This is a genomic window from Roseiterribacter gracilis, assembly GCA_018332375.1.
Classification (GTDB): Bacteria; Pseudomonadota; Alphaproteobacteria; order BOG-932; family Roseiterribacteraceae; genus Roseiterribacter; species Roseiterribacter gracilis.
This window is the reverse complement of record BOPV01000001.1, coordinates 344,078-365,046: the sequence shown is the minus strand read 5'-3', so window position 1 is coordinate 365,046 and position 20,969 is coordinate 344,078. Positions and strand designations below refer to the sequence as shown.

At 64.2% G+C, this 20,969-nt stretch carries 18 protein-coding genes; 9 read left to right on the top strand and 9 right to left on the bottom strand.

What is annotated here, in order from left to right; all coding sequences use genetic code 11:
* Positions 1 to 96 precede the first annotated feature (96 nt).
* From TMPK1_RS01745 to TMPK1_RS01735, 3 genes are read right to left on the bottom strand one after another with little or no spacing between them, the layout of a single operon-like run.
* The gene (locus TMPK1_RS01745; protein ID WP_420241052.1) at positions 97 to 954 is read right to left on the bottom strand and encodes an AAA family ATPase; all 858 of its coding nucleotides are present in this window, start codon (positions 952 to 954) and stop codon (positions 97 to 99) included.
* Positions 954 to 2,426 carry an XrtA system polysaccharide chain length determinant gene (locus TMPK1_RS01740; RefSeq protein ID WP_420241050.1) on the bottom strand — a complete coding sequence of 491 codons (1,473 nt, stop codon included), beginning with the start codon at positions 2,424 to 2,426 and terminating at the stop codon, positions 954 to 956. Before TMPK1_RS01740 ends, TMPK1_RS01745 begins: the two co-directional genes overlap by 1 nt.
* Positions 2,427 to 2,448: 22 nt before the next feature.
* Positions 2,449 to 3,036, bottom strand: coding sequence for an XrtA/PEP-CTERM system exopolysaccharide export protein (locus tag TMPK1_RS01735; protein WP_420241048.1), 588 nt, complete (start codon positions 3,034 to 3,036; stop codon positions 2,449 to 2,451).
* A 173-nt stretch (positions 3,037 to 3,209) separates the two neighbouring features.
* Between TMPK1_RS01735 and TMPK1_RS01730 the strand changes: the two genes are divergently transcribed.
* The 5 genes from TMPK1_RS01730 to TMPK1_RS01710 all read left to right on the top strand — a co-directional run bounded on the left by TMPK1_RS01730 (position 3,210) and on the right by TMPK1_RS01710 (position 9,785).
* Positions 3,210 to 3,377, top strand: a complete 168-nt coding sequence (locus TMPK1_RS01730) for a hypothetical protein (protein ID WP_420241046.1) — start codon at positions 3,210 to 3,212, stop codon at positions 3,375 to 3,377.
* A 313-nt stretch (positions 3,378 to 3,690) separates the two neighbouring features.
* Complete coding sequence (locus TMPK1_RS01725) at positions 3,691 to 4,641, top strand: polysaccharide deacetylase family protein (protein ID WP_420241044.1); 951 nt, start codon at positions 3,691 to 3,693, stop codon at positions 4,639 to 4,641.
* Positions 4,634 to 5,509, top strand: a complete 876-nt coding sequence (locus TMPK1_RS01720; protein WP_420241042.1) for a right-handed parallel beta-helix repeat-containing protein — start codon at positions 4,634 to 4,636, stop codon at positions 5,507 to 5,509. The genes TMPK1_RS01725 and TMPK1_RS01720 overlap by 8 nt, the downstream gene beginning before the upstream one ends.
* 25 nt (positions 5,510 to 5,534) lie before the next feature.
* Entirely contained in the window at positions 5,535 to 6,698 is a 1,164-nt protein-coding gene (locus TMPK1_RS01715) for a hypothetical protein (protein ID WP_420241040.1), read from the top strand.
* A gap of 198 nt (positions 6,699 to 6,896) precedes the next feature.
* Positions 6,897 to 9,785, top strand: coding sequence for a S8 family serine peptidase (locus TMPK1_RS01710; protein WP_420241038.1), 2,889 nt, complete (start codon positions 6,897 to 6,899; stop codon positions 9,783 to 9,785).
* 5 nt (positions 9,786 to 9,790) lie between these two features.
* Here TMPK1_RS01710 and TMPK1_RS01705 read toward each other — a convergent pair whose 3' ends face one another.
* A complete protein-coding gene (locus TMPK1_RS01705) occupies positions 9,791 to 10,291 on the bottom strand; it encodes a hypothetical protein (protein WP_420241036.1) in 501 nt (166 codons plus the stop codon).
* Positions 10,292 to 10,392: 101 nt separating this feature from the next.
* Here TMPK1_RS01705 and TMPK1_RS01700 point away from each other — a divergent pair, with 101 nt between their 5' ends.
* On the top strand, positions 10,393 to 11,304 hold the full coding sequence (locus tag TMPK1_RS01700; RefSeq protein ID WP_420241034.1) for a cation diffusion facilitator family transporter: 912 nt from the start codon (positions 10,393 to 10,395) through the stop codon (positions 11,302 to 11,304).
* Positions 11,305 to 11,680: 376 nt separating this feature from the next.
* Here TMPK1_RS01700 and TMPK1_RS01695 read toward each other — a convergent pair whose 3' ends face one another.
* Entirely contained in the window at positions 11,681 to 12,178 is a 498-nt protein-coding gene (locus tag TMPK1_RS01695) for a DUF488 domain-containing protein (protein WP_420241032.1), read from the bottom strand.
* 76 nt (positions 12,179 to 12,254) lie between these two features.
* Here TMPK1_RS01695 and TMPK1_RS01690 point away from each other — a divergent pair, with 76 nt between their 5' ends.
* Complete coding sequence (locus tag TMPK1_RS01690; protein ID WP_420241030.1) at positions 12,255 to 12,449, top strand: hypothetical protein; 195 nt, start codon at positions 12,255 to 12,257, stop codon at positions 12,447 to 12,449.
* On the opposite strand, the gene TMPK1_RS01685 is transcribed toward TMPK1_RS01690, so the two are convergent.
* The 3 genes from TMPK1_RS01685 to TMPK1_RS01675 are packed head-to-tail and all read right to left on the bottom strand — an operon-like array spanning position 12,450 to position 16,355.
* Positions 12,450 to 13,583 (bottom strand): alanine racemase, encoded by a 1,134-nt coding sequence (locus TMPK1_RS01685; RefSeq protein WP_420241028.1) that lies wholly within the window; start codon positions 13,581 to 13,583, stop codon positions 12,450 to 12,452.
* Positions 13,570 to 14,052: a DUF1499 domain-containing protein gene (locus TMPK1_RS01680; RefSeq protein ID WP_420241026.1), complete on the bottom strand. Its 483-nt coding sequence runs from the start codon at positions 14,050 to 14,052 to the stop codon at positions 13,570 to 13,572. Before TMPK1_RS01680 ends, TMPK1_RS01685 begins: the two co-directional genes overlap by 14 nt.
* Positions 14,049 to 16,355: a PAS domain-containing protein gene (locus TMPK1_RS01675; RefSeq protein ID WP_420241024.1), complete on the bottom strand. Its 2,307-nt coding sequence runs from the start codon at positions 16,353 to 16,355 to the stop codon at positions 14,049 to 14,051. The genes TMPK1_RS01680 and TMPK1_RS01675 overlap by 4 nt, the downstream gene beginning before the upstream one ends.
* Before the next feature lie 188 nt (positions 16,356 to 16,543).
* Between TMPK1_RS01675 and TMPK1_RS01670 the strand changes: the two genes are divergently transcribed.
* A complete protein-coding gene (locus tag TMPK1_RS01670) occupies positions 16,544 to 17,101 on the top strand; it encodes a PAS domain-containing protein (RefSeq protein ID WP_420241022.1) in 558 nt (185 codons plus the stop codon).
* 32 nt (positions 17,102 to 17,133) lie between these two features.
* Entirely contained in the window at positions 17,134 to 18,957 is a 1,824-nt protein-coding gene (locus TMPK1_RS01665) for an ATP-binding cassette domain-containing protein (protein WP_420241020.1), read from the top strand.
* Here TMPK1_RS01665 and TMPK1_RS01660 read toward each other — a convergent pair.
* Positions 18,954 to 20,837 (bottom strand): sensor histidine kinase, encoded by a 1,884-nt coding sequence (locus TMPK1_RS01660; RefSeq protein WP_420241018.1) that lies wholly within the window; start codon positions 20,835 to 20,837, stop codon positions 18,954 to 18,956. The two genes, TMPK1_RS01665 and TMPK1_RS01660, sit on opposite strands and share 4 nt — an antisense overlap.
* Positions 20,838 to 20,969: the final 132 nt, after the last annotated feature.

The following is a 20,969-nucleotide window of genomic DNA, read 5'->3' as shown; positions in this document are numbered from 1 at the left end:
GCAACGCCACACGTGCGAAACGGCGAGTTGATGACATCCTTGTTCTTCTCTTCGTCGTTCGGGCCTGCTGCTGACCCGAACTGGTTGGTCCGAAGATCAGTAGAAGGCGTAGTTGCCGAACCCGCGCGTCAGCGAGGGTTCGCTTTTATTCAGAAGTAGACTGATATCGGGGCAAGACAGCAATCCCAGCCCGGCTTCGATTTCATTCTGCTGTGTCGTCCCGGCCTCAATCACGTAGAGGACCTGGCCGACCAGCGCCGACAGGGTTTGCGGGTCGGACGAAGCCAGGCACGGCGGGCCGTCGAAAATGATGATGCGGTCGCGATAAAGACGCGAAAGCTCGTCGACCACGTCGCGCATCCGGCGCGACGCAAACAACTCCGCCGTCTGTTCGTGCGTACGGCCAGCCGGCAGAATCGAAAGCTTCGGGATGTTGGTCTTCAACACCAGGTCCGACACTTTCGCACGCGGATCGGCGATCAGGTCGATCAGCCCCGGACGATCGTCGACGCCGAGATTGCGCTCCAACGTACGGCGCTTGGTGTCGGCTTCGATCAACAACACGCCGTAATCTTCTTCGACCGACATCGACAAAGCGAGATTGGTCGAGACGAACGTCTTGCCTTCTTTCGGCTTGGTCGAGGCAACCAGAATCAACCGCTGGCGCGGATCGGCACCGGCTGCGAACGCTTTCTGCACCAGGCGGCGCTTGATCACGCGCAGCTCTTCAATCACTGCCGAACCGTCGTCAGACCAGTCGAGCAATCCAGCCGCAGCCATGCGGCGCGCATCGAGCGTGACGATTTCCGGTCCGGTCGCAACGTGATCTTCGCTCGGCGCCGACGGTTGTTCGGGCTTGGGCGCGAAAGTCGCGACCATGTCGGCCAAGGTTTGCGGCTTGTCCTTTTTCAGACGCGCTGCGGCGCGTTCGATCAGATCCATCGAGTCAGCCATTAGATCACCTTCCGGAACAGCGCCGCGCCGCCCGCCACGAAGAACGCGTACACGACGAGCAGCGCCCCGATCGACGCAACGAAGATGACGCCGGCGCGATCCATGGCACGCGCGCCTGTGTTCGGCAGTTTCGACAGGCCGCCAATCACCGGCAGACCGAGCGAACGAAGATCGTCGAGATTGGCGAACGACCGGTCGAGCTGGTTGAGCACGAAGATCAACGCACCCGCCGCCGCAATGCCGGCCAGCAACACGCCCGTCACCAGCAAAGTGCGTTTCGGCGCAACCGGGATGAAGGCGATTTCGGGCGGATCGATGACGCGATACTGGATCTTGTCGGCTTTGGCGTCGGCAGCTTCGGCGATGTTGGTCGCTTCGCGGCGCGTCAGCAGCTCTTCGTAATTCTTGCGGATCACCGTGTAGTCGCGGTCGAGATTTTGGTACTCGGCCGCAACGCCCGGCGCTGCGCGCGCGATGCTATCGATCCGGTCGCGTTCCTTCTCGCCCTGCGCCAGACGATTCTTCATCGCCGCGATCTGCGATTCGGCATCGACGAGCCGCAGCTTGATCATGTCGTAGGTCGGGTTGCCGACGCTGGTGCCGCCGGCACCGCGCGACAATTCTTCGACCTGGCGACGCGCCGCGATCACGTCGGGATGCTGGTCGGTAAAGCGCATGCGCAGCTCGGCTAGTTTCTGCTGGGCTTGCGCATAGAGGCCGCCACCGACACCGCCCGAAACGCTGGCGGGCGTCGATTTCAGCTGCGCCGCAATCGCATCGCGCCGCGCGATCGCTTCCGACAGTTCGAGATTCAGGTTCTCAACATTGGCGCGCGCGGTTTCGAGGCGCGAGGCGCCGCCATTTTCGGCCGGCAGAATGTCGATATATTTGGCGCGGAACTCGGCGCGGCGTTTTTCCGCGTCGCGCAGCTGGCGCTCATAGGTGCCGAGCTGGTCCTTCAAGAATTTCTGCGCATTGTCCATCGCCGTACGACCGGCGCCGACATTGCCTTCCTGGAAGATCGTCAGCAGCGCATTCACCACGTCGCGCGCCAGACGCGGCGACGGATCGCGATAAGTGATGGTGAACAGGTTTTTGGCCTGGCTTTTGATCTTGATGTCTTGCTGCAGCTTCTGGATCAGCGCTTCGCGCGCACCTTGATCGGTGCCGACGCGCTGTTCGAGATCCGTCATGCGGATAAGCTTGTCGAGATTGGGCGCCGACAACAGCGTGCGCTGCATCAGGTCGACCTGATTCAGCGCGTTGGTGTCGGCCGCAAGGCCGCGCAACAGCGGCGTCAGTACCGCGTCGGCGTCGACATAGACGCGGGCCTGGCTTTCATACTGGTTCGGCAGGCTTGCGACGACCAGCCAACCCAGGGCGCACACGCCCCAGGCGGCTGCAATCGCCAGCCAGCGGCGGCGCCACGCGCCGCGCATCTGTTTCAGGACGAGGACTTTGACGTTTTCCAAGTCAGCTCTCCTGCGTGCTCGATTAGAACCAGGCTTGCGGGATGATCAGCACGTCACCCGGACGCAACGCCACGTTCTGCTTCACGTCACCATCACGCAGAAGGTCATCGAGACGCACCGTGTAGCTGTTCTGCGAACTGCCTTCGCGGCGCACCAGCACGGCGCGATTGCCAGCGGCGTATTTGGTGAGACCACCCGCTTCGATCATCGCGTCCAGCGCCGTCATGTTGGCGCGGTACGGAATTGCCTGCGGTTTGGTTGCTTCGCCGACGACGCGCACCTGTTGGTCAAATGGACCAACGAAGTTCTTCACGATCACGGTTGCGGTCGGCTGCTGCACGTATTTGGCAAGCCGTCCTTCGATTTCACGCGTGAGCTGCGTTGGTGTTTTGCCGACCGCGACGAGATCTTCGACCAACGGGATCGAAATCCGCCCGTCGGGACGAACCGGCACGTCGACCGTCAATTCGGGCGCGCGAAAGACGTAAATGCCGAGCACGTCGCCCGGACCGATCAGATAGTCGGCGGTCGGTCCAGTCGGTCCGATGCCAGGGGAAAGCGGTGCCGGCGGTTGCGATGCGCATCCGGCGAGCACCAGGCCAAGGACCATGCCAAGGGCCTTCGAGCCCCAGCGGAATAGCGGCATTCTTCGCCCCGTTCTGCGGTTGATCAGAAAACGAGCCAACCGAGAGGCCGGTTCGTTCGAGGTCCCTTAAAAGTCTGGTAAGGTCATAAGTTCCACCCTGCCGGCCTGGGTTAGACGGTTGGTGCGGAGATTGGGCGATGACTTTGCGTGCAGCGGTTGATGGTGTGATGCGGACTCGCAGCGTGAATGCCGCGGTTGCGACCGACATGATTTCGGACGATCGCCTTTCGCCGCGCGTTGCGCTGCTTGGTATTCTCGGCCTGTCGACGAGCTTGTGGGCCGTGTTGGTGTACGTGATCGGCTGATCCCTAGTGCCGTGTCGCGTTGCCTAACGCCCGCCTCAACAGGCGGGCGTTTTTCTTTTTGTGACCTTGCTGGTCACCGCCACATCACACTGTCTTCCAGGGGCGCCGGTTTCCGCCGCAACTATTGTCCGCGCGACGGCGTTGCCACGCGACCATGCAGCCGCACGCGACCGAGCGCACGCTCGCGGCCCCACTTCCCTTTGACGCCAGGGCCCAGTCCAACGACGAGCCGCCCCGTCCAAGCACAGCGGGGCCGACTTCGAGCTTCCAGCCGATCCGCCTCGCGAACTTCGCGCGCGAGACGGCGCCGCGTTTGATCGTCGTCATCGATGCCGAAGAAGAATTCGACTGGTTCGGCGAATTCTCGCGCAATGCCACCAACGTCACCTCGATGGCGCATCAAGGGCCTGCGCAAGCGTTGTTGAACCGCCACGGCGTGGTGCCGACCTATGCGGTCGACTATCCGGTTGCGGCGCAGGAAGAAGGCTACGCGTCGCTGCGCGACTGGGTGAAAGACGGCGCCTGCGAAATCGGCGCGCAATTGCATCCTTGGGTGAACCCGCCCTTCGATGAAGCGGTCACGCCGCGAAACTCGTTCCCCGGAAACCTGCCGGCCGATCTCGAAGCGGCCAAGCTGCAGGCGCTGACCGATCGCATCGAAGCGACGTTCGGCGTCCGTCCGCGCGTCTATCGCGCCGGCCGCTATGGGATCGGACCGAACACCGCCGCGCTTCTGTCGCGCGCCGGCTATCTGGTCGATTCCAGCACGGTCCCGTTCACCGACATGCGCAGCAAGTTCGGTCCCGACTTTCGCGCCTTTCGTCCGCATCCCTATTGGTTCGGTCCCGGCGCACGCTTGCTGGAACTGCCGGTGACGTCGGGCTTGGTCGGCAGGCTTGGCGCACGCGCGCCGTGGCTGCACGACGTTGCCGAACATCGTCTGGGACGCGCCTTGCGCCTCGGTGCGGTGCTGGCGCGAACCGGCGCGTTGATGCGCGTGCGCTTGACGCCCGAAGGCGTGCCGATCGACGAAGCGATCAGCGCAACCCGCAGCCTGTACGAACAAGGGCTGCGCGTATTCACCTTGTCGTGGCACACGCCGTCGATGGTGCCGGGCCACACACCGTATGTCCGATCGGCGCGCGACCTGTCGTTGTTTCTCGACTGGCTGCGGCGCTATCTCGATTTCTTCTTCGGCGAGCTCCAGGGCAAAGCATCGACGCCACTTACCTTGCGCGACGAACTGCTGGCCGACGATGCGTAGATTTCTGTTGCTGGCGTTGCTGCTTTCCAGCACGGCGCAAGCGGCAAAGATTGACGTGCATCCAGGCGGACTCGCCGATGCGGCGCGGCATGCGAGCGATGGCGACGAGCTGGTTCTCGCGCCTGCGCGCTTCGAAAACGAAAGCACCACGATCGACAAGCGGCTGACCATCACCGGCACGCCGGGCAAGACGTTGCTGGCCGCGACGCAGCCGCTCGCCAACGGCAAAGCAATTCTGATTCTGCGCGGCGACGTCACCGTGCGCGGCATCACTTTCGACGGCGCGCAGGTCGCCGATCGCAATGGCGCCGGAATTCGCGTCGAACGCGGCGCATCGCTCGACGTCAGCAACAGCGTCTTCACGAACAACCAGGACGGCATTCTAGCGGCCGACGGACCCGGCATGGTCACGGTTCGCGGCTGCACCTTTCGCAGCAACGGCGCCGGCGATGGCTATAGTCACGCGATCTACGTCAATCACATCGCGCGGTTGACGGTCGCGAACAGTCAGTTTCTAGGCACGCGCGTCGGCCACCATGTCAAAAGCCGCGCCGCCGTGACCCGTATCAGCGACAGCAAGTTCGAGGACGGGCCGAACGGCACCGCGTCCTATGCGGTCGACCTGCCCAATGGCGGCGACGCGACGATCGCGAACAGCGAGTTCCGCAAAGCGGCGACGTCCGGCAATCGCGCAATCCTGCATGCCGGCGGCGAAGGCACGCTGCAGCCGAATTCAATCCTGCGCCTGACCGGCAACCGCTTTGACTCGGCGCGCAAGAATGCAACAGCGCTCGAAGCAATGCAGCCTGTCCGCGTCGAGGCGAGTGGGAATCGATTTTCGGGCGTTCCGCCGATTGGGCCGCACTAAAGGCGCACACAAAGGATCTCCGTCGATGCCGAATGCTCGTTTCGCTTGCCTCGCCGCCGCCGCTTTGGCGGGCGCGGTTGCGTTGCTCGCAACTGTCAGCGAATTCGCCAACACGGCCAGCGCGCGCGGTGCGTGGCTACGCACAGGCTGGCCAGAACCAGCCTCGTCGCTGCTGGTCGCAGTTGCGGTCGGGTTTGCCGCCGCCGCGCTTGTCGCCACCGTCGCCTTGTCGGGAGTCGCGGTCGCCGAACTGACGCGGCTGGTGCGCAAGCTCGAAGTCTTGTCGCTCTCGGACGAACCGGTGCGCGCACGGCTGCAGCAATATTTTGCTGCCACGGTGCTGGCAAAGGACGGCGACGCGCTGTTGAAAAACACGTCTCCCGATCCCGATCTGTCGATTGATCGGGCGCTGGCGACGCGCAGCTTCCGGTCGCTGTCGCTGCTGTTGCTGGGTGCGGGCGTCGTGCTGGCGCTGTACCGGCTTGCGTTCGCCGATGCGAGCAGCGCCGACATCGCGCGTCTGTTGCTGCCGCCGGTTGCGGCCGCGCTGTGCGTCGCGACGACGCTGCTGGTGGCGCGCTGGATGTTGCTGCCGCTGGCCCAGGACGCGCTTGCGGCTGGTGCTGCGGCCTTGACCTGGACCAACAGCGAACGCGCCATCGTGGGTGCCGAAGACGACCCGGCGCCGCTGACTGAAGCGATCGAGCTGTTGCGCGGCGATCTGCATCGCTGGCGCGCCGCGTTGGAAGCGCGCCTGCCGAGCGCGCTCGACGCCGCCACCTTGCGCCTGCGGGCCGCTGCGCCGCCCAGCGCCGATGAGATCGGTGCCGCAGTTGCGCGCGCGGTCGCAGCATCGCTGCCCGCGACCGTGCCGATGCAGCTCGACCACGAGCTGCTGGCTTCGGCGTTGCGCGACGCCCTGCCCGATCCGACGCCGCCGCTCGACACTGCGCTATTTGCGCGCATCGTTGCCGACGCGGGTACCGAGCGCACGCAGCGTCTCGACACCGTGCTGCAAGAAGTACTGGCGACGGTCACGCAGCAGCGCGACTTGGTGCAACGGTTGGACGAGCGTCTCGACGCAGTCGCAACCAGCAGCGTTCCGCGCATCAACGACAATCGTCTGCACGCCGCTTTGTCGAGCTTTCTGCGTGACGCGAAGGACGAGCGCACCGGCACAAACGGCTAGTCGCCGTGCGCTGATTGCACATTTGCAAACTGCAGGTTCCATGTTGCGGCGTGACAAAGCCGTGACCGCGGGCGCGTTCGCCTAGGCATCCAAGTTCTGTTCAGTCATTAGCAACCACGATCGACGCCAAGAAGAAGCGTCACGCGCAAACGCACATCGCCGCGCTGGTTCGAGACCAACAGGACAAGGGATGTTGAGATGGATGAACGCCTCGCGCTCGCCCGCGATTTGACGTCGACCGAAGCTGCGTCCGGCGCAGCGCCCAATTCCGTGGGTGGCGGCGAACCAAATTTTTCCTCGCAATGGGCGCTTGGCACTGGGACGTGGAGCCTCGACATCGCCAATGCCTGGCTGCACGGCTACAGCGGCAAAGGCATCAAAGTCGGCGTCGTCGATGACGGCATCCAGGCCAGCCATCCCGATCTCAACGCGAACTACGCCAGCGCGCTGTCCTACAGTTATCGCGACGGAAAAGCCGACGCGACCTCCAAGAGCGGTGACATTCACGGCACCGTCGTTGCGGGCGCGATCGCGTCCGAGATGAACGGTCAAGGCACAGTCGGCGTCGCCTACAACGCCACCCTCGCCTCGTTGCAGATCGGCTATGGCAATGCCGGCAATCCGGCCCAGTACGGCAACGCGCTCGCGGCCGGCGTCAAACTCGACGTGCTGAACAATAGCTGGAGCTTCGACGAACCGTTCCGCGACAATCTCAGCAGCTGGAGTTGGTCGGTCGCGAAGACCGCCTTCGCCGATCTCAGCACCAAAGGCCGCGGCGGGCTGGGCACCATCGTCGTCTTCTCGGCGTCGAATTCGCGCGGCTCCGGCGACGACGTGAACTATCACAATCTGCGCAACGCGCCGACCACGATCGCCGTCGCTGCAATCGATTCCAACGGACGAAGCACGGCAGGTTCGGCGCCGGGCGAAGCGTTGCTGGTGTCAGCCGCTGGCGCCAACGTGATGACCACCGACACGACGGGCAGTGCCGGGTATGGCAGCGGCGATTACGTCTCGGTCGGCGGCACGTCGCTGGCGACGCCGCTGGTGTCGGGCACGGTCGCGCTGATGCTGGAAGCGAACAAGTCGCTGGGCTGGCGCGACGTGCAGGAAATCCTGGCGATCACCGCACACAAGAACGACAGCGCCTCGTCGACCTGGCAGACCAACGACGCCACCAACTGGAATGGCGGCGGCATGCATTTCAGCCGCGACTATGGATTCGGCGCGGTCGATGCCAGCGCCGCGGTACGGCTGGCGGAAACCTGGACGCAGCAACAGACGTCGGCGAACCAATGGTCGACGAGTCTCAGCGCCACGCCGAACGTGTCGATCGACAACAAGTCGATGACGAGCAGCGTCACCGAAGGGCAGCACGGCACGATCGAACGCGTCGTCGTCGATCTCGACATCACGACGTTGAAGGCAGGCGACCTGGTCGTCACCTTGACCGGCCCGGGCGGTACCAAGGCGACCTTGATCAACCGACCCGGCAATGGCGGCGCGATCAATACCGGCGGCGGCGTGATTTTCGAAACCACCGCCAACACGTTCAAAGGCGAAGACACCGCCGGCACCTGGACCTTGACCGTCACCGACGCCGCCAGCGGCAATGTCGCGGTGGTGAAAGACTGGTCGATCACCTTCCTCGGCGACGCGCCGGGAAGCGCCAAGACCTATTACTACACCGACGACTATGCGACCGCGGTTGCGTCCGATGCGAACCGCAGCACCTTGTCAGCCGGCGGCAACGTCGCGGTGAACGCAGCCGCCAGCACGCAAGGCGCGAATATCGATCTGCATAGCGGCGTCACGTCGAGTTTGGCCGGCGCGAAATTCACCATCGCCAGCAACACGACCGTCAAAACGCTGTGGCTGGGCGACGGCAACGACATCGTCAAAGCCAACGATGCCGGCGACTGGATCCATCTCGGCCGCGGCACCAACAACGCCACCGGCGGCAGCGGCAACGACACGTTCGTGACCTTCGGCGGCACCGACACGATCGCGGGCGGCAACGGCACCGACATTGTCGTGTTCGACGGCAAAGCGAATGCCTTCACGATCAAGACCGCGAACGGCATCACCACCGTCACCGGCAACGGCGAAACCGCAACGTTGAGCGCGGTCGAAACGCTGCGCTTCGACGACAAGGACGTTGCAATCAGCGGCGGTAGCTCCGCCCCGCCCACGACGACACCGCCGACCACGACACCACCGACGACGACGCCCCCTACTACGACACCGCCGACCACGACGCCGCCCGTGACCACGCCGGCTGCGGGCGACGTCACCGACTGGACGGTCAAAGACGGTATCGCCGTGCTGCATATCGGCACCGGCGCAGTGACGCAGGCGTCACACGGTGACGTGCTTGCCTATGCCGACGGACGCACCGTCTACCTTCCCGACGACAACTTCACCGGCAGCGACAGTTTCAAACTCGGCAGCGCAACCGTTGCAGTGACGATCGCGAACAATCCCAGCACGGTGACGGTGGGCACCAGCGGCGGCGACGTGCTGGCGGCCAAGAACCCGAACGTCACACTGAGCGGCGGCGCAGGCGACGACAGCTACATCGTCAACACCAGCAAGACGACGGTCAGCGACAGCGCGGGCGACGACACGATCTATTCGTCGGTCAGCTACACCGCGTCGAGCAATGTCGAGACTTTGGTGCTGACTGCGCGCGGTTCCACCAATTGGGGCACCGGCAATGACGGCGACAACGTCTTGCTGGCGCGTGCCGGCGGCGGGCTGGACGGCAAAGGCGGCAACGACATTCTGATTGCGGGCAACGGCAAGATCACACTGACCGGCGGTGCCGGCGACGACATGTTCGTGTTCCGCGACCTGCGCGCTGCAGGCAGCACGATCAGCGATTTCCAGACCGGTCACGATCACATCGATCTGCGCCTGGCGCTGGCGGGTGCCGGCTGGCACGGCAGCGACGCGGTCGCCGACGGCACGGTGAAGTTCGCGGTGAATGGCAGCGGCACCGACGTAATGCTGGGCGCCACCAAGCTCGTCACCGTCACCGGTGTCGCGCCCGCCTTGCTACATGCGAGCGATCTGCTGATGAGCTAACGCGCTCAGCATTTCAGCGCGGGATTCCAGTCGGAAAAGATGCCGGCGCTGTTGTTCTCCCACAGCCAGACATGCAGATACCAGATCTGCAGCGTCTCTTCGCGCCGCATCGTCTGACCGAAGGCGACGGGCGGCGTGGGCTGCGTCCACGCATCGAGCGGCACGACATATTCGACACCGGTCAATTTCAGCGCGCCATTCGGTGCGCGCGCGTAAAGCAGAATTTCGGGCTGCTCTTCATCGACGATCGCGTCGCGCAGCGACGGCTTCTTGTAGTGAAACCCCATCGCGCCATGCGCCGGATGCGACACGCAGACGTCGGTCGGCTGATAGCCGGCGTCGAGCGATGCCTGCACGTCTTTGAAGCGCGCCGTCGCCGCGCGGGCCCGCGCCAAGTCGCGTTGCACCTCTTCGCGCAAGGGCGTGTCGCCGTGGCCGGGATCGTGCGCGGAGGCAGCAGCGCTCGCAACGAACGCTGCAGCCAACAGGATGTTCAATCGTCGCATGGCGACCATTGTTTCGGACGCGAGCGGCGCCGGCAAAGCACCGGAATGACGGCGTCCGAAGTCCACGTAACAAAGCGTCCCATCGCGGCGTTTGCGCCGCTATGGATCAGACCGCAAATGAATCCACACGTGTCGTTCTGGCCGCACTGGCTGGCAATCTCGCCATCGCGCTGACCAAATTCGCCGCCGCCTTGTTCAGCGGATCGAGCGCGATGTTGTCCGAGGCGATCCACTCGACCGTCGATACCGGCAACCAGGCGCTGCTGCTGTACGGGCAGCGGCGCAGCGCGAAGCCGCCCGACGAAACCCATCCGTTCGGGCACGGGATGGAATTGTTTTTCTGGGGATTCGTCGTCGCCCTGCTGGTCTTTGCTTTGGGCGGCGCGATGTCGATCTGGCAGGGCGTGCGCAAACTGGACAGCGACGCGCCGCTCGAAGACGTCTGGATCAATCTCGCCGTGCTGGCTGCATCGGCACTGTTCGAGTTTCTATCGTTTCGAGTATCGGTGCGCGAAGCGCGTCGTCGCTTTGGCGACAAGCCAATTCTCGCTTCCATTCGCGCCAGCAAAGATCCGAGCTTGTTCGCAGTGCTGGTCGAAGATTCTGCGGCACTCATCGGGCTTGCGATTGCAGCGGCCGGCGTGACGCTGGCGTGGCTGCTGGAAAAGCCGATGCTCGACGGGGCTGCATCGATTGCGATCGGTGTTTTGCTGGTTGGCGCGTCGCTGGTGCTGGCGCGCGAAACCAAAAGCCTGCTCACCGGTGAAGCGGCGTCGCCCGCAATTCTCGCCACCGCGCGCACGGTGCTGCGCGGGGACAAACGTCTGGCGCAGCTCGACGGGATCGCGTCGTTGCAGCTTGGACCCCGCGAGGTGCTGCTGGCGGTCACGGCCAGGTTCGACCCGGCGCTGGATGCGGCCGCGGTCGAGGCGGCGATCGGTGAACTGACCGACCGGATCAACCAGGACCAGGTCACCACGGTCCGGATGTTCCTGCGCCCGGCCCAGACCTGATTCCGATTCGTTCTTTCTGAATCGGGCCCGGCACTTAGCCAGGGTCGTAGCTGTCGGCCAGTCGCTGTACCGCTGTATTTCGTGGGTCGAAGCTGGGTTTTCGGCCCGTCCCCGCTTTTGCGGCCGGCAGCCGCGATTCCGATTCGTTCTTTCTGAATCAGGCCCGGCACTTAGCCCCGGCCGTAGCTGTCGGCCGATCGCTGTACCGCTGTATTTCGTAGGCTCAACTCCTTTGAAAGCGCGGGTTTCTGCGAATCACCGGCAGTATTTGCCGGGTTCGCGATTCCGATTCGTTCTTTCTGAATCGCGTCCGGTACTTAGGTGGTGCCGTAGGTGTCGGCCGGTTGCTGTACCGCTAGTGATGGACAGCCGCCCCCTAGGGCAGCGGCGGCATGAGGTCCTGGATATCGAGCTTGATGCGCTCGCCCAGCGCCTCGACGACCAGGCTGCGATGGCAGTGGCTGGGGTCGCGTTCGAGGCACAACAGGCAGGCGCGCGTGCCGCCCGCGACGATCTTCTGCAATTCGCCCAGCGCCGCCTGCGCTTCGACGCCGGCGAGATGTTGTTCGAAGACACGATGCATCTCGGCATGCCGTCCCGCTTTGGCGGCGGCACGGCCCGCAGCGGGCGTGCCGAGGTCGCGCAGATGCAGGTAGGAAATCCCCGCCTCCGCCAAACCGGCGCTGAGCTGGGATTTCGCAAAGCCCGGACGCCGCGATGCTGCAACGGCGCGGACGTCGACCAGAACTGAGACGTTTGCTGCACGTAATGCGCCGATAACTGCCGGTAGGGTCACGCCCTCGTAACCGATCGTGCAGATCGTTCGAACGTCTTTCAGTTTTCCTTCACCGCGACCGGTCAATTTGCCCGCCATGTTTCCTCCGTCTCCGCGATTCAGTCGTCAGCGCCAGGATGTCCTGGCTGGTACTGCGACCGAACTTTTGACGGAAATGGGATCGCGCATTCGCGCGCTCCAGCATGCGTTGGCGCAGGATGACGAACATGCGCTGGCAGCGATCCGCGAAGCACTACCAATAATCCGGACCGCCATCGAACGGTTGGTCGCGACCGGTCTCGATGCTGGGTCGCTGGCAACGTTGAGCGCCGCGGTGCGCGCCCTGCCCGATCATCAGACGGTCGGCTGACTACCAGCCATTCGTGCGCGACCAGCAATCGACGACTTGGTCGCCGTCAACGACGTAGAGACGATCGTAGGCAGCAGCCGTCATGCAGGCATGGTTCGGCAGAATGCGAACCTTGCTGCCGATGCGAAGTTGCTCCAGCTGCGCGCCGCGCAACTCGCCATGTTCCTGATGTACGCCGGCGACGATCGACTCGCCCAGCGATGCGCCATGCAAATCGACGACGAGACCATAACCGCGATCCTGCGTGCGTTCGGTCGAACGGTCTTTCGACAGCGCCAGGCCGCCCGCATCGACCATCATCCGGTTCGCCTTGTGGCTGATCACGGTGGCCAGCACCGACAGTGCAATGTCGTCTTGCGCGCCAGAATGGATCGACGCCTGGAACAAGTCGCCGGCCATATAGACGCCGGCGCGAATTTCGGTGACGCCGTCGACCGATCGCGCATGCAGCGCAGTCGGCGTTGAGCCCACGCTGACGCCAGGGCACGGAATGTTCAGCGCGCGGATCATCCCGGCCGCGCGCACGGCCGTGGTTCGTTCCTGTTCGGCGACGTCGGCGATCTCCTCGATCGTGCGACAGCGATAGGAATGGCCGCCATGGGTCGCAACACCCGCCAGTTCGATCGCGGGCGACTGATCGCAAAACTTGGCCAACACCGGCAGCATCGGATCGCCCAGCTCCAGACCGGTGCGATGTTCGCCGCTGTCGAGTTCGATCCAGACGCGGAACCAGCGATTGTTGGCGCGACCGAATGCGTCGATCGCCTCGGCCGTCGCAATGTCGTCGACCAGCAGGCTCAAGTCCGGTGCGCGCTGTGCGATCTCGGCGGCGCGGGCGAGTTTGTCTGGCGTAATGCAGACGGCGTAGAAAATATCGCTGATCCCCGCGTCGGCGAAATAGGACGCTTCGTCGAGCGTGGCGACGGCGATGCCGCCATGCGACGGGTCGATCGCGACGCGCGCCGCATCGATCGATTTCAGCGTCTTCATGTGCGGCCGCAGCTTCACGCCCAGGTCGCGCACGCGCGCCAGCATCATGTCGCAATTGCGCTGAAACTTGGCCCGGTCGAGCAACGCCGTCGGCGTTGCGAGTTCTTCGATCTTCATGACGGACGGACCATTACCGCGCTTCATCCAAGGTCGCCAGCCAAGCGTCGATGCGGCGACGATTGGTGCCGAAATCAGCGTGTCCGTACACCGACGTCGAATAGGCAAGCACGCGCGACCCGGTGGGTCCGCTGCGCACCGACAAGGTGATGAAATCGGGAAAGCCCAACAGCGGCGTGCGATCGAGTAGCGCGAAATCGTTTCCGTTGCGCGCAAGAATGCGATCGCCAAACAAGGTCTGGATCGTGCCGGCAACGATCTGTGGCGCTTGCGGCAGCAAAAGCGGCGGCGCGTCGGCAGGCGCTTTGGGTGCGTCTTCCGCCAGCGCGCGAAGATAGTCGTGCGGGGCGTTGCTTCGCTGCAACGTCGCAAAATCGACCGGCCGCCCGTAGCGCTCGATCAGCGCGGGCATGTGCAGATGCAGGTACAGGCGCCAGCCCAATGCGAGCAGGACCAGCGCGAACAAGGTCGCCAACAGCGATTTCAGCAACATCATGCGTCGGTTGATACCGCAATCTCGGCAGCGAGCGACGATGTTTGTTGCGCCAGGAGCGCGTCCAGTGCGGTCTGGAGCTGGGCCACCGTGAACGGCTTGGCCAGAACCGGAAATCCATCGGTGACGAACCCGCCCGCGTAGCCGGTCATCAACAGGATCGGCAGGCCCGGCCGCGCCCGCTTGAATTCGCGCGCGAGTTCGAGACCGCTAGTGCCGCCCGGCATCACCACGTCGCTGACGACGAGATCGATCTGGGCCGCGGCAAGACGTTCGCGCGCACTCGCCGCGTCGCGCGCCACCTCGACGCGGTAGCCGCTCTGCAGCAGCAGTTCGCAGGTGGTGCGCGCGACCGCTTCATCGTCGTCGACCAGAAGCACGGTACCGCCGCGCAAGTGTGGCGTCGCCTTGTCCCGCTTCGGCGTCGCGAGCACGGGCTCGAAGCTGCGCGGCAACAGAAGCTCGACCTCGGTTCCTTTGCGCGGCGCGCTGACGATGCGCACCGTGCCGCCCGACTGATGCGCGAACCCATGCACCTGGCTGAGCCCGAGGCCCGAACCTTTGCCGACTTCTTTGGTGGTGAAGAACGGATCGAAGGCGCGCTTGGCAACGTCGTCCGCCATGCCGGCACCGCTGTCGCGCACGATCAGGCGAATGAAATCACCGGCCAGCCCCGACGGATGTTCGCCCAGCGGCAAGGTCACGTTCGACGCTTCGATCGTGAATTGACCGCCCGCTTCCATCGCATCACGCGCATTGACCGCGAGATTGAGCAGCGCGAGATCGAATTGCGTCGGATCGACTGCGACCGGCCACAGGCTGTCGGGCAGCGACAAGTGAAGTTCGATGTCGCTACGCAGGGTGCGGCTCAACATGTCGTCGAGACCGCGCATGCGGTCGGCCAGGCAGATTGCTTGCGGCCGCAGATCCTGGCGTCGCGCGAAGGCCAGCAATTGCCGCGTCAGGCTGGTGCCGCGCTCGGCCGCAAGCCGGATCGATTCCCGCCGCCGCTCGAGCGTCGCATTGCCGACCGTCGCCTGTTCCAGCAACTCGGTATTGCCCAGCACGACCGATAGAAGATTGTTGAAGTCATGCGCGACGCCGCCGGTCAGCTGGCCCAGCGCTTCCATCTTCTGCGCCTGGAACAAGCGCGCTTCGGCGTCGGCCAGCGCGCGCGTACGTTCGGCGACCAGCGCTTCCAGCTCGTCGTTGCTGCGCGTCAAGGCTTCGCGTGCACGTACGATGTCGTCGATATCGGCGTCGACGCCGACCCAGCGCGTGACTTCGCCGCGATCGTCGTAAATCGGATGGCCGCGCGAATGGAACCATCGATAAACGCCGTCATGGCGGCGCATGCGCACGATGACTTCGTACGGCTGGCGGGTCGCGACGGCGTCTTTCCAATGCCCCAACGTCGCGTAGCGATCGGCCGGATGCAGCGCGTCAATCCAGCGTTGGCCGAGATGGTCTTCAAACGGCACGCCGGTGAAATCGAGATACGACTTGTTCAGGTAGTCGCACATGCCGTCTGCGTCACAAGTCCAGGCCAGCAGCGGCATGGTTTCGATCAGCACGCGGAACCTGTCTTCGCTGGCGCGCAGCGCCGCCTCGCCCTGTTTGCGCTTGGTGACGTCGCGCGTCGTGCCGACGATTTCGACCAGCGCGCCGTCTTCGTGACGCGTCTCGCCGCGCATCACCAACCAGCGTAGACCGTGTCCCGGCAGGTTGACGCGAAACTCGACGTCGACGAAACCATCGCCGGCGCGGCCGATTTCTTCGCGGACATGATCGAGATCGGTGGGCAAGATCAGCGCTTCGATCGCGGCGATCTCGACCGGCGTGCCGGGTGCAAACCCGTACAGCTCGCGCAGCTTGTCGTCGCATTCGAGCAGCGTGTCGCCGCGCCGCCACCGCCAGGTCCCCATTTGGGAAACATCCAGCGCAACGGCCAGCCGTTGTTCGTTGTCGACGACGCGGAACAGCAATTGCCGCACGCCTGCACCGCCCGCGGCCGCGACCGTCGCCAGGATGAGATAGACCGCAATGCCCAGCTCGTCCGATGGCACCCCGATCGCAAACGAGTTGAGCGGCGCGATGAACAGATACAGGCCGGCAATCGCACAGAGCACGATCGTGAGCAGCGACGGGACAAAGCCGCACAACAGGCCGGCTGCCATCGCAGCGATGATCTGAAACGCGAACGGCGCAACGAATTGCAGGACCGGCAACAGCGCGGTGCGTATCCCAGTCGCCAACAGCGCAAGCGCGATCGCCAGCCCAGAGCGGCCGAGCAAGGACAAGCGCATCAGGCCAAGTAAGCGTGCTTCGTTCACAGCCCCATACTCGCTCTTCTGCCAGTTGGCGCAATCGCCCGTCCTGCGGGCACAGAACGCAGAGATCCCTCGCCCGTCCGCATCCGCCCGCTTGGTCACCCAGCGGTTGACGAAGCGAGATCGACGGTAACGCCGCCCAGGCGGGAGCATTATGCTGCGCGATGCAACCCGCGTCCCGCCCGCCCACGTTGCCGCCGATCGCGGGCTCGCTGCCGTTGCACAACGCCGCGCACACGCCGCTTGCTGCATCGGACATCGGCAAATACCGCCTGCTCGAGCGCGTGCATGCGTGCTGGCTTGCGGGCCATCGCGACGGCCAGCCGCCGGCCCGCCTCGATCCGCTGGAGCTGCCGCCGTCGGTGCTGCCCTACGTGATGCTGTTGCGGCTCGACGATGATGCGCGTCTCACCGTCACGTTGGCTGGCAGCTTTGTCTGCGCACTGCATGGCAGCGAGCTGCGCGGATTCAGCACCGACGATTTCTTCGCGCCCGAACAAGCCGCCAGCGTGGTCGAAGCCGCCCGCGAAGTCGCGCGAGACAATCAGCCCGGCTTGGCGTCGCGCCGCTACGTCGCCCTGTCGCGGCGGTCCTGGTCGTATGTCCGGCTGTTGCTGCCGCTGGCCCCCGACGCCGAGGGACGGCTGCGTTTCTTCAAAGTACTGGACCCGGAATCGCTCGAAGGCAGCGACCAATACGCCTGGGTATCCAGGAAAACTTGACTTGAAGGGGCCCGGCGGGGTGCTTCCCGCCCGTGCCACCGCTTCTTGCTCTCGATCAGATTCGCCTCGGCCACGGGGCCGCTCCCATTCTCGACGGCGTCGACCTTGCGCTCGGGCGTGAGGACCGTGCCTGCCTGGTCGGGCGCAATGGCGCGGGCAAATCGACGTTGCTCAAAATCGCCGCCGGTCTGGTGCAGCCCGACGGCGGCACGCGCTTTCTGCAGCCGGGCGCCAAAGTCGCGTATCTGACCCAGGCGCCCGATCTCGGCAGCCACCCGACCATTGCCGATTACGTCGCGACTGGATTGCCCGACGAACAGCGCCACGATTTATGGCGCGTCGACGCGGCGCTAGCGCCGTTCGATCTCGACCCGGCGCGCAATCCTGCGCATCTCTCGGGTGGTGAATCGCGTCGCGCCGCGCTGGCGCAGGCGCTGGTCGGCGAACCCGATCTTCTGCTGCTGGACGAACCGACCAACCATCTCGACATCACCACGATCGAGACGCTGGAAACCGTGTTGAACGAGTTTCGCGGCGGCTTCGTCGTGATCAGCCACGATCGCGCCTTCCTGACGCGCTTGACCGCCGTGACGCTGTGGCTCGATCGCGGCAAGATGCGGCGTCTGGAAAGCGGCTTCGCGCGCTTTGAAGAATGGTCGGAGACGATCCTCGAACAAGAAGCGGTCGAGCGGCACAAGATGGACCGCAAGATCGAAGCCGAAACCAAATGGTCGCGCGAAGGAATCAGCGCCCGGCGTAAACGCAACCAGGGCCGCTTGCGCGCGCTGTATGCGCTGCGCGACGAACGCAAAGCGCAGCTGGGCCAGGTCGGCCGTGCCGAAGCGACCATCTCCGCCGGGCCGCGCGCCGCGACCTTGGTGATCGAAGCCAAGCACATCGAAAAAAGCTACGGCGACAAATCGATCGTGCGCGATTTCTCGACCCGGATCCGGCGCGGCGACCGCGTCGGTTTCGTCGGCCCCAACGGCGCCGGCAAAACCACCTTGCTCAATATGCTAACCGGCACGCTGCAGCCCGACGCGGGCTATGTGAAGCTGGGCGCAGGTCTGGTCGTCCAGACGATCGATCAGCATCGCGCTGCCTTGGATCCGCAGCGCACCGTCGCGGACTTTCTGACCGACGGCGCTGGCGACCAGCTCGAAGTCAACGGCGTCAAACGCCATGTCGTCGGCTATCTGCGCGATTTCCTGTTCGACGGGAATCGCGCGCAGTCGCCGCTTTCATCGTTGTCGGGTGGCGAGCGCGGACGTCTGTTGCTGGCCAAGGCGCTGGCGCGCCCGTCGAACGTGCTGGTGCTGGACGAACCAACCAACGATCTCGATCTCGAAACTTTGGACCTGCTGGAAGAGTGGCTGAGCGCCTATGATGGCACAGTGCTACTGGTCAGCCACGATCGCGACTTTCTCGATCGCGTCGTGACGTCGACGATCGCGTTCGAAGGTGACGGGCGTGTCGCCGAATATGCGGGCGGCTGGAGCGACTATCTGCGCCAGCGTCCCCCTGCGGCGCAGGCCGCAAAACAAAAAACACCCGCCGAAACAGTGCGTGTCGCAACGCCGGCCGCAAAAGCAGCACCTGCACCGCGCACCTCGACGCAGCCGGCCAAACTGAACTTCACGCAGAAGCGCGATCTCGACCGGTTGCCGGGCGAAATCGAGAAGCTGACGGCAGAGATCGCAAAGCTCGCAGCCCAGATGGCGGATGCCGATCTCTATGCGCGCGATCCGGCCGGATTTCAGAACGTCGCGGCCAAGCTCGACGAGACGCAGCGCAAATTGGCCGAGGCGGAAGAACGCTGGTTGGATCTCGCTTCCTTGGCCGAGTCACTCAGCTAAGCGGCGCTGGCGATCTGCAGCACGCGCCGCGCCGGTACGATCAGCGACACGCTGGTGCCCGCGCCTTCATGGCTTTCGATTTCCAGCCGCCCATCATGCCGTTCGGCAACGCGGCGCGCGATTGCCAGGCCAAGCCCCAGCCCTTCGGCGACGCGCGAATAGGTGCCGTCGAGCTGGGTGAAGCTTTCGATGGCGCGCGCAATATCGTCGGACGACATGCCGACGCCGTGATCGCTGACGGTGAAGCGCATGTCGCCGTCTTCGTTGCAGCGCGCGGCCAGTTCGATCGACTCGCCCTTGGGGCTGAACTTGATCGCGTTATCGATCAGATGCATCAGCGCATAGCTAAGCCGGCGTTCGTCGCCGAGGATGGGCGACACGGCGTCGGTCGAAACCGAAATCCGCAAGTCGGCCGCTTCGGCGTTGGGCTCCAGACGGCGCGCAAGCAAGGTCAGCAGACCGCGCGGATCGACCGGTTCTTCCTCCATCTGCTCGTTGCCAGTTTCGAGTTGTGATAGCGCAATCAGGTCGCTGACGCTTTGCATCAGGCGATCGTTGGAACGGCAAATCTCGTCTGCGTATTCGCGCACCTGTTCAGGCGCCAGATCGTCGGCATGGTCGCGCAGCATCTGCGCGAAACCGTTACCGATATGGATTGGCGTGCGCAATTCATGACTGATGTTGGCTAGAAACTCGTTCTTTGTGCGGGTGGCACGCTCGGCAACGTCGCGCGCTAGTTCCAGCGCTTCGGAGAAGCGCCGCGCCTCCGTGACGTCATGTAGCTGCACCAGATATCCCGCTAGGTCGGGCTGGTCGCGCTGATCCTGGAGTTTTACCTCTAAGGTGACGCGCCGGCCGTCACCATGAGTCAAATCGATGTCATGCTGCAACATCGCGCCGCCGCCGGTTGCGGCCAGTGACTCAAGCGACGTGTCGAGTTTTTCGATGCCCGGCACCTTGTCGCGCAGCCGGCGATTCAGTAGCGAACCCGACTTGACACCAAAGAAGCGATCGACCGGTCCAATTTCAAACCGGACATAGCCCGCTTCATCGAGCAGCATCGTGACGACCATCGTGTGCTGCGCCAGCGCCTGGTAGCGCCGGTCGCGGCGGTTGATCGCGGTCGCTTCGCGCGTTGCAAGCTGATGTTCGAGCCAGACCGCGCCGAGCGCGAAGAACGAGCCGATCAAAAACGCGGCTGCGATCCACAGCCCCAGCACGATACGATCGACGCCATCCGGCGTAACGCTCCGTGTGGCATCGGGCATAAACTGCGCTGCTTCCATGCCGGTATAGTGCATGCCCGCAATTGCGGCGGCCATCAGCAGCGCGGCAACAGCGCGCACAAACATCGTACGCTCAGTCCAAACGATCGCGAGCGCAGCCGTTGCGGCAGCGATTGCAATCCCGACCGACAGCGCAAACATCCCGATGTCGTAGACCACCAAGGCCGCGCTATGAACCGCCAGCATGCCGATATTGTGCATGGCGGCCACGCCCAGCCCGACGACTGCGCCAGCGACGAACAGGCTGGGCAATCTCCCGCGCGCGCGATCGACGATGTCGAATCCAGCCGCGACTGCTGCAATCGCGATCAACCCCGACAGCAAGGTCAAGCCTGGCTGGTAGGCAATCGTGGTCGGCAACTGGAGCGCCAGCATGCCAATGAAATGCATTGTCCAGATGCCGCCGCCCAACGCCATCGCCGCAACCAGCAGCCAAGCGCGCCGTCGTTGCGCTGGTGCGGCGTGCGCGTGCTCAGCAAACGTCAATGCCGAGAACGACGCGACCACTGCAACGATGAGCGACAAAACGACAAGACGATGATCGTACGACGCGTCGAGTGCGGCGAAACCCGTGCCCTCGACGTGATTCAGCATTTCGTTAGCGACTGTCCGAATGTGTGTAGAATTTCGGTGAAGTGACGGGCCGCGAAATCGAGACGTCGATAGAGATGTTCCATTCAGCCGATGTAGGCCTTGCCCGTGTACCAGCCAATTCGGCGACACGGC

Bases quoted from the DNA above. Each gene is read 5' to 3' on its own strand.
- TMPK1_RS01745 (WP_420241052.1), bottom strand. From the start codon at position 954: ATGGCTGACTCGATGGATCTGATCGAACGCGCCGCAGCGCGTCTGAAA.
- TMPK1_RS01735 (WP_420241048.1), bottom strand. From the start codon at position 3,036: ATGGTCCTTGGCCTGGTGCTCGCCGGATGCGCATCGCAACCGCCGGCA.
- TMPK1_RS01670 (WP_420241022.1), top strand. From the start codon at position 16,544: ATGCAACCCGCGTCCCGCCCGCCCACGTTGCCGCCGATCGCGGGCTCG.
- TMPK1_RS01680 (WP_420241026.1), bottom strand. From the start codon at position 14,052: ATGATGTTGCTGAAATCGCTGTTGGCGACCTTGTTCGCGCTGGTCCTG.
- TMPK1_RS01685 (WP_420241028.1), bottom strand. From the start codon at position 13,583: ATGAAGCGCGGTAATGGTCCGTCCGTCATGAAGATCGAAGAACTCGCA.
- TMPK1_RS01710 (WP_420241038.1), top strand. From the start codon at position 6,897: ATGGATGAACGCCTCGCGCTCGCCCGCGATTTGACGTCGACCGAAGCT.
- TMPK1_RS01705 (WP_420241036.1), bottom strand. From the start codon at position 10,291: ATGCGACGATTGAACATCCTGTTGGCTGCAGCGTTCGTTGCGAGCGCT.
- TMPK1_RS01715 (WP_420241040.1), top strand. From the start codon at position 5,535: ATGCCGAATGCTCGTTTCGCTTGCCTCGCCGCCGCCGCTTTGGCGGGC.
- TMPK1_RS01720 (WP_420241042.1), top strand. From the start codon at position 4,634: ATGCGTAGATTTCTGTTGCTGGCGTTGCTGCTTTCCAGCACGGCGCAA.
- TMPK1_RS01660 (WP_420241018.1), bottom strand. From the start codon at position 20,837: ATGCTGAATCACGTCGAGGGCACGGGTTTCGCCGCACTCGACGCGTCG.
- TMPK1_RS01675 (WP_420241024.1), bottom strand. From the start codon at position 16,355: ATGCGCTTGTCCTTGCTCGGCCGCTCTGGGCTGGCGATCGCGCTTGCG.
- TMPK1_RS01730 (WP_420241046.1), top strand. From the start codon at position 3,210: ATGACTTTGCGTGCAGCGGTTGATGGTGTGATGCGGACTCGCAGCGTG.
- TMPK1_RS01690 (WP_420241030.1), top strand. From the start codon at position 12,255: ATGGGATCGCGCATTCGCGCGCTCCAGCATGCGTTGGCGCAGGATGAC.
- TMPK1_RS01695 (WP_420241032.1), bottom strand. From the start codon at position 12,178: ATGGCGGGCAAATTGACCGGTCGCGGTGAAGGAAAACTGAAAGACGTT.
- TMPK1_RS01700 (WP_420241034.1), top strand. From the start codon at position 10,393: ATGGATCAGACCGCAAATGAATCCACACGTGTCGTTCTGGCCGCACTG.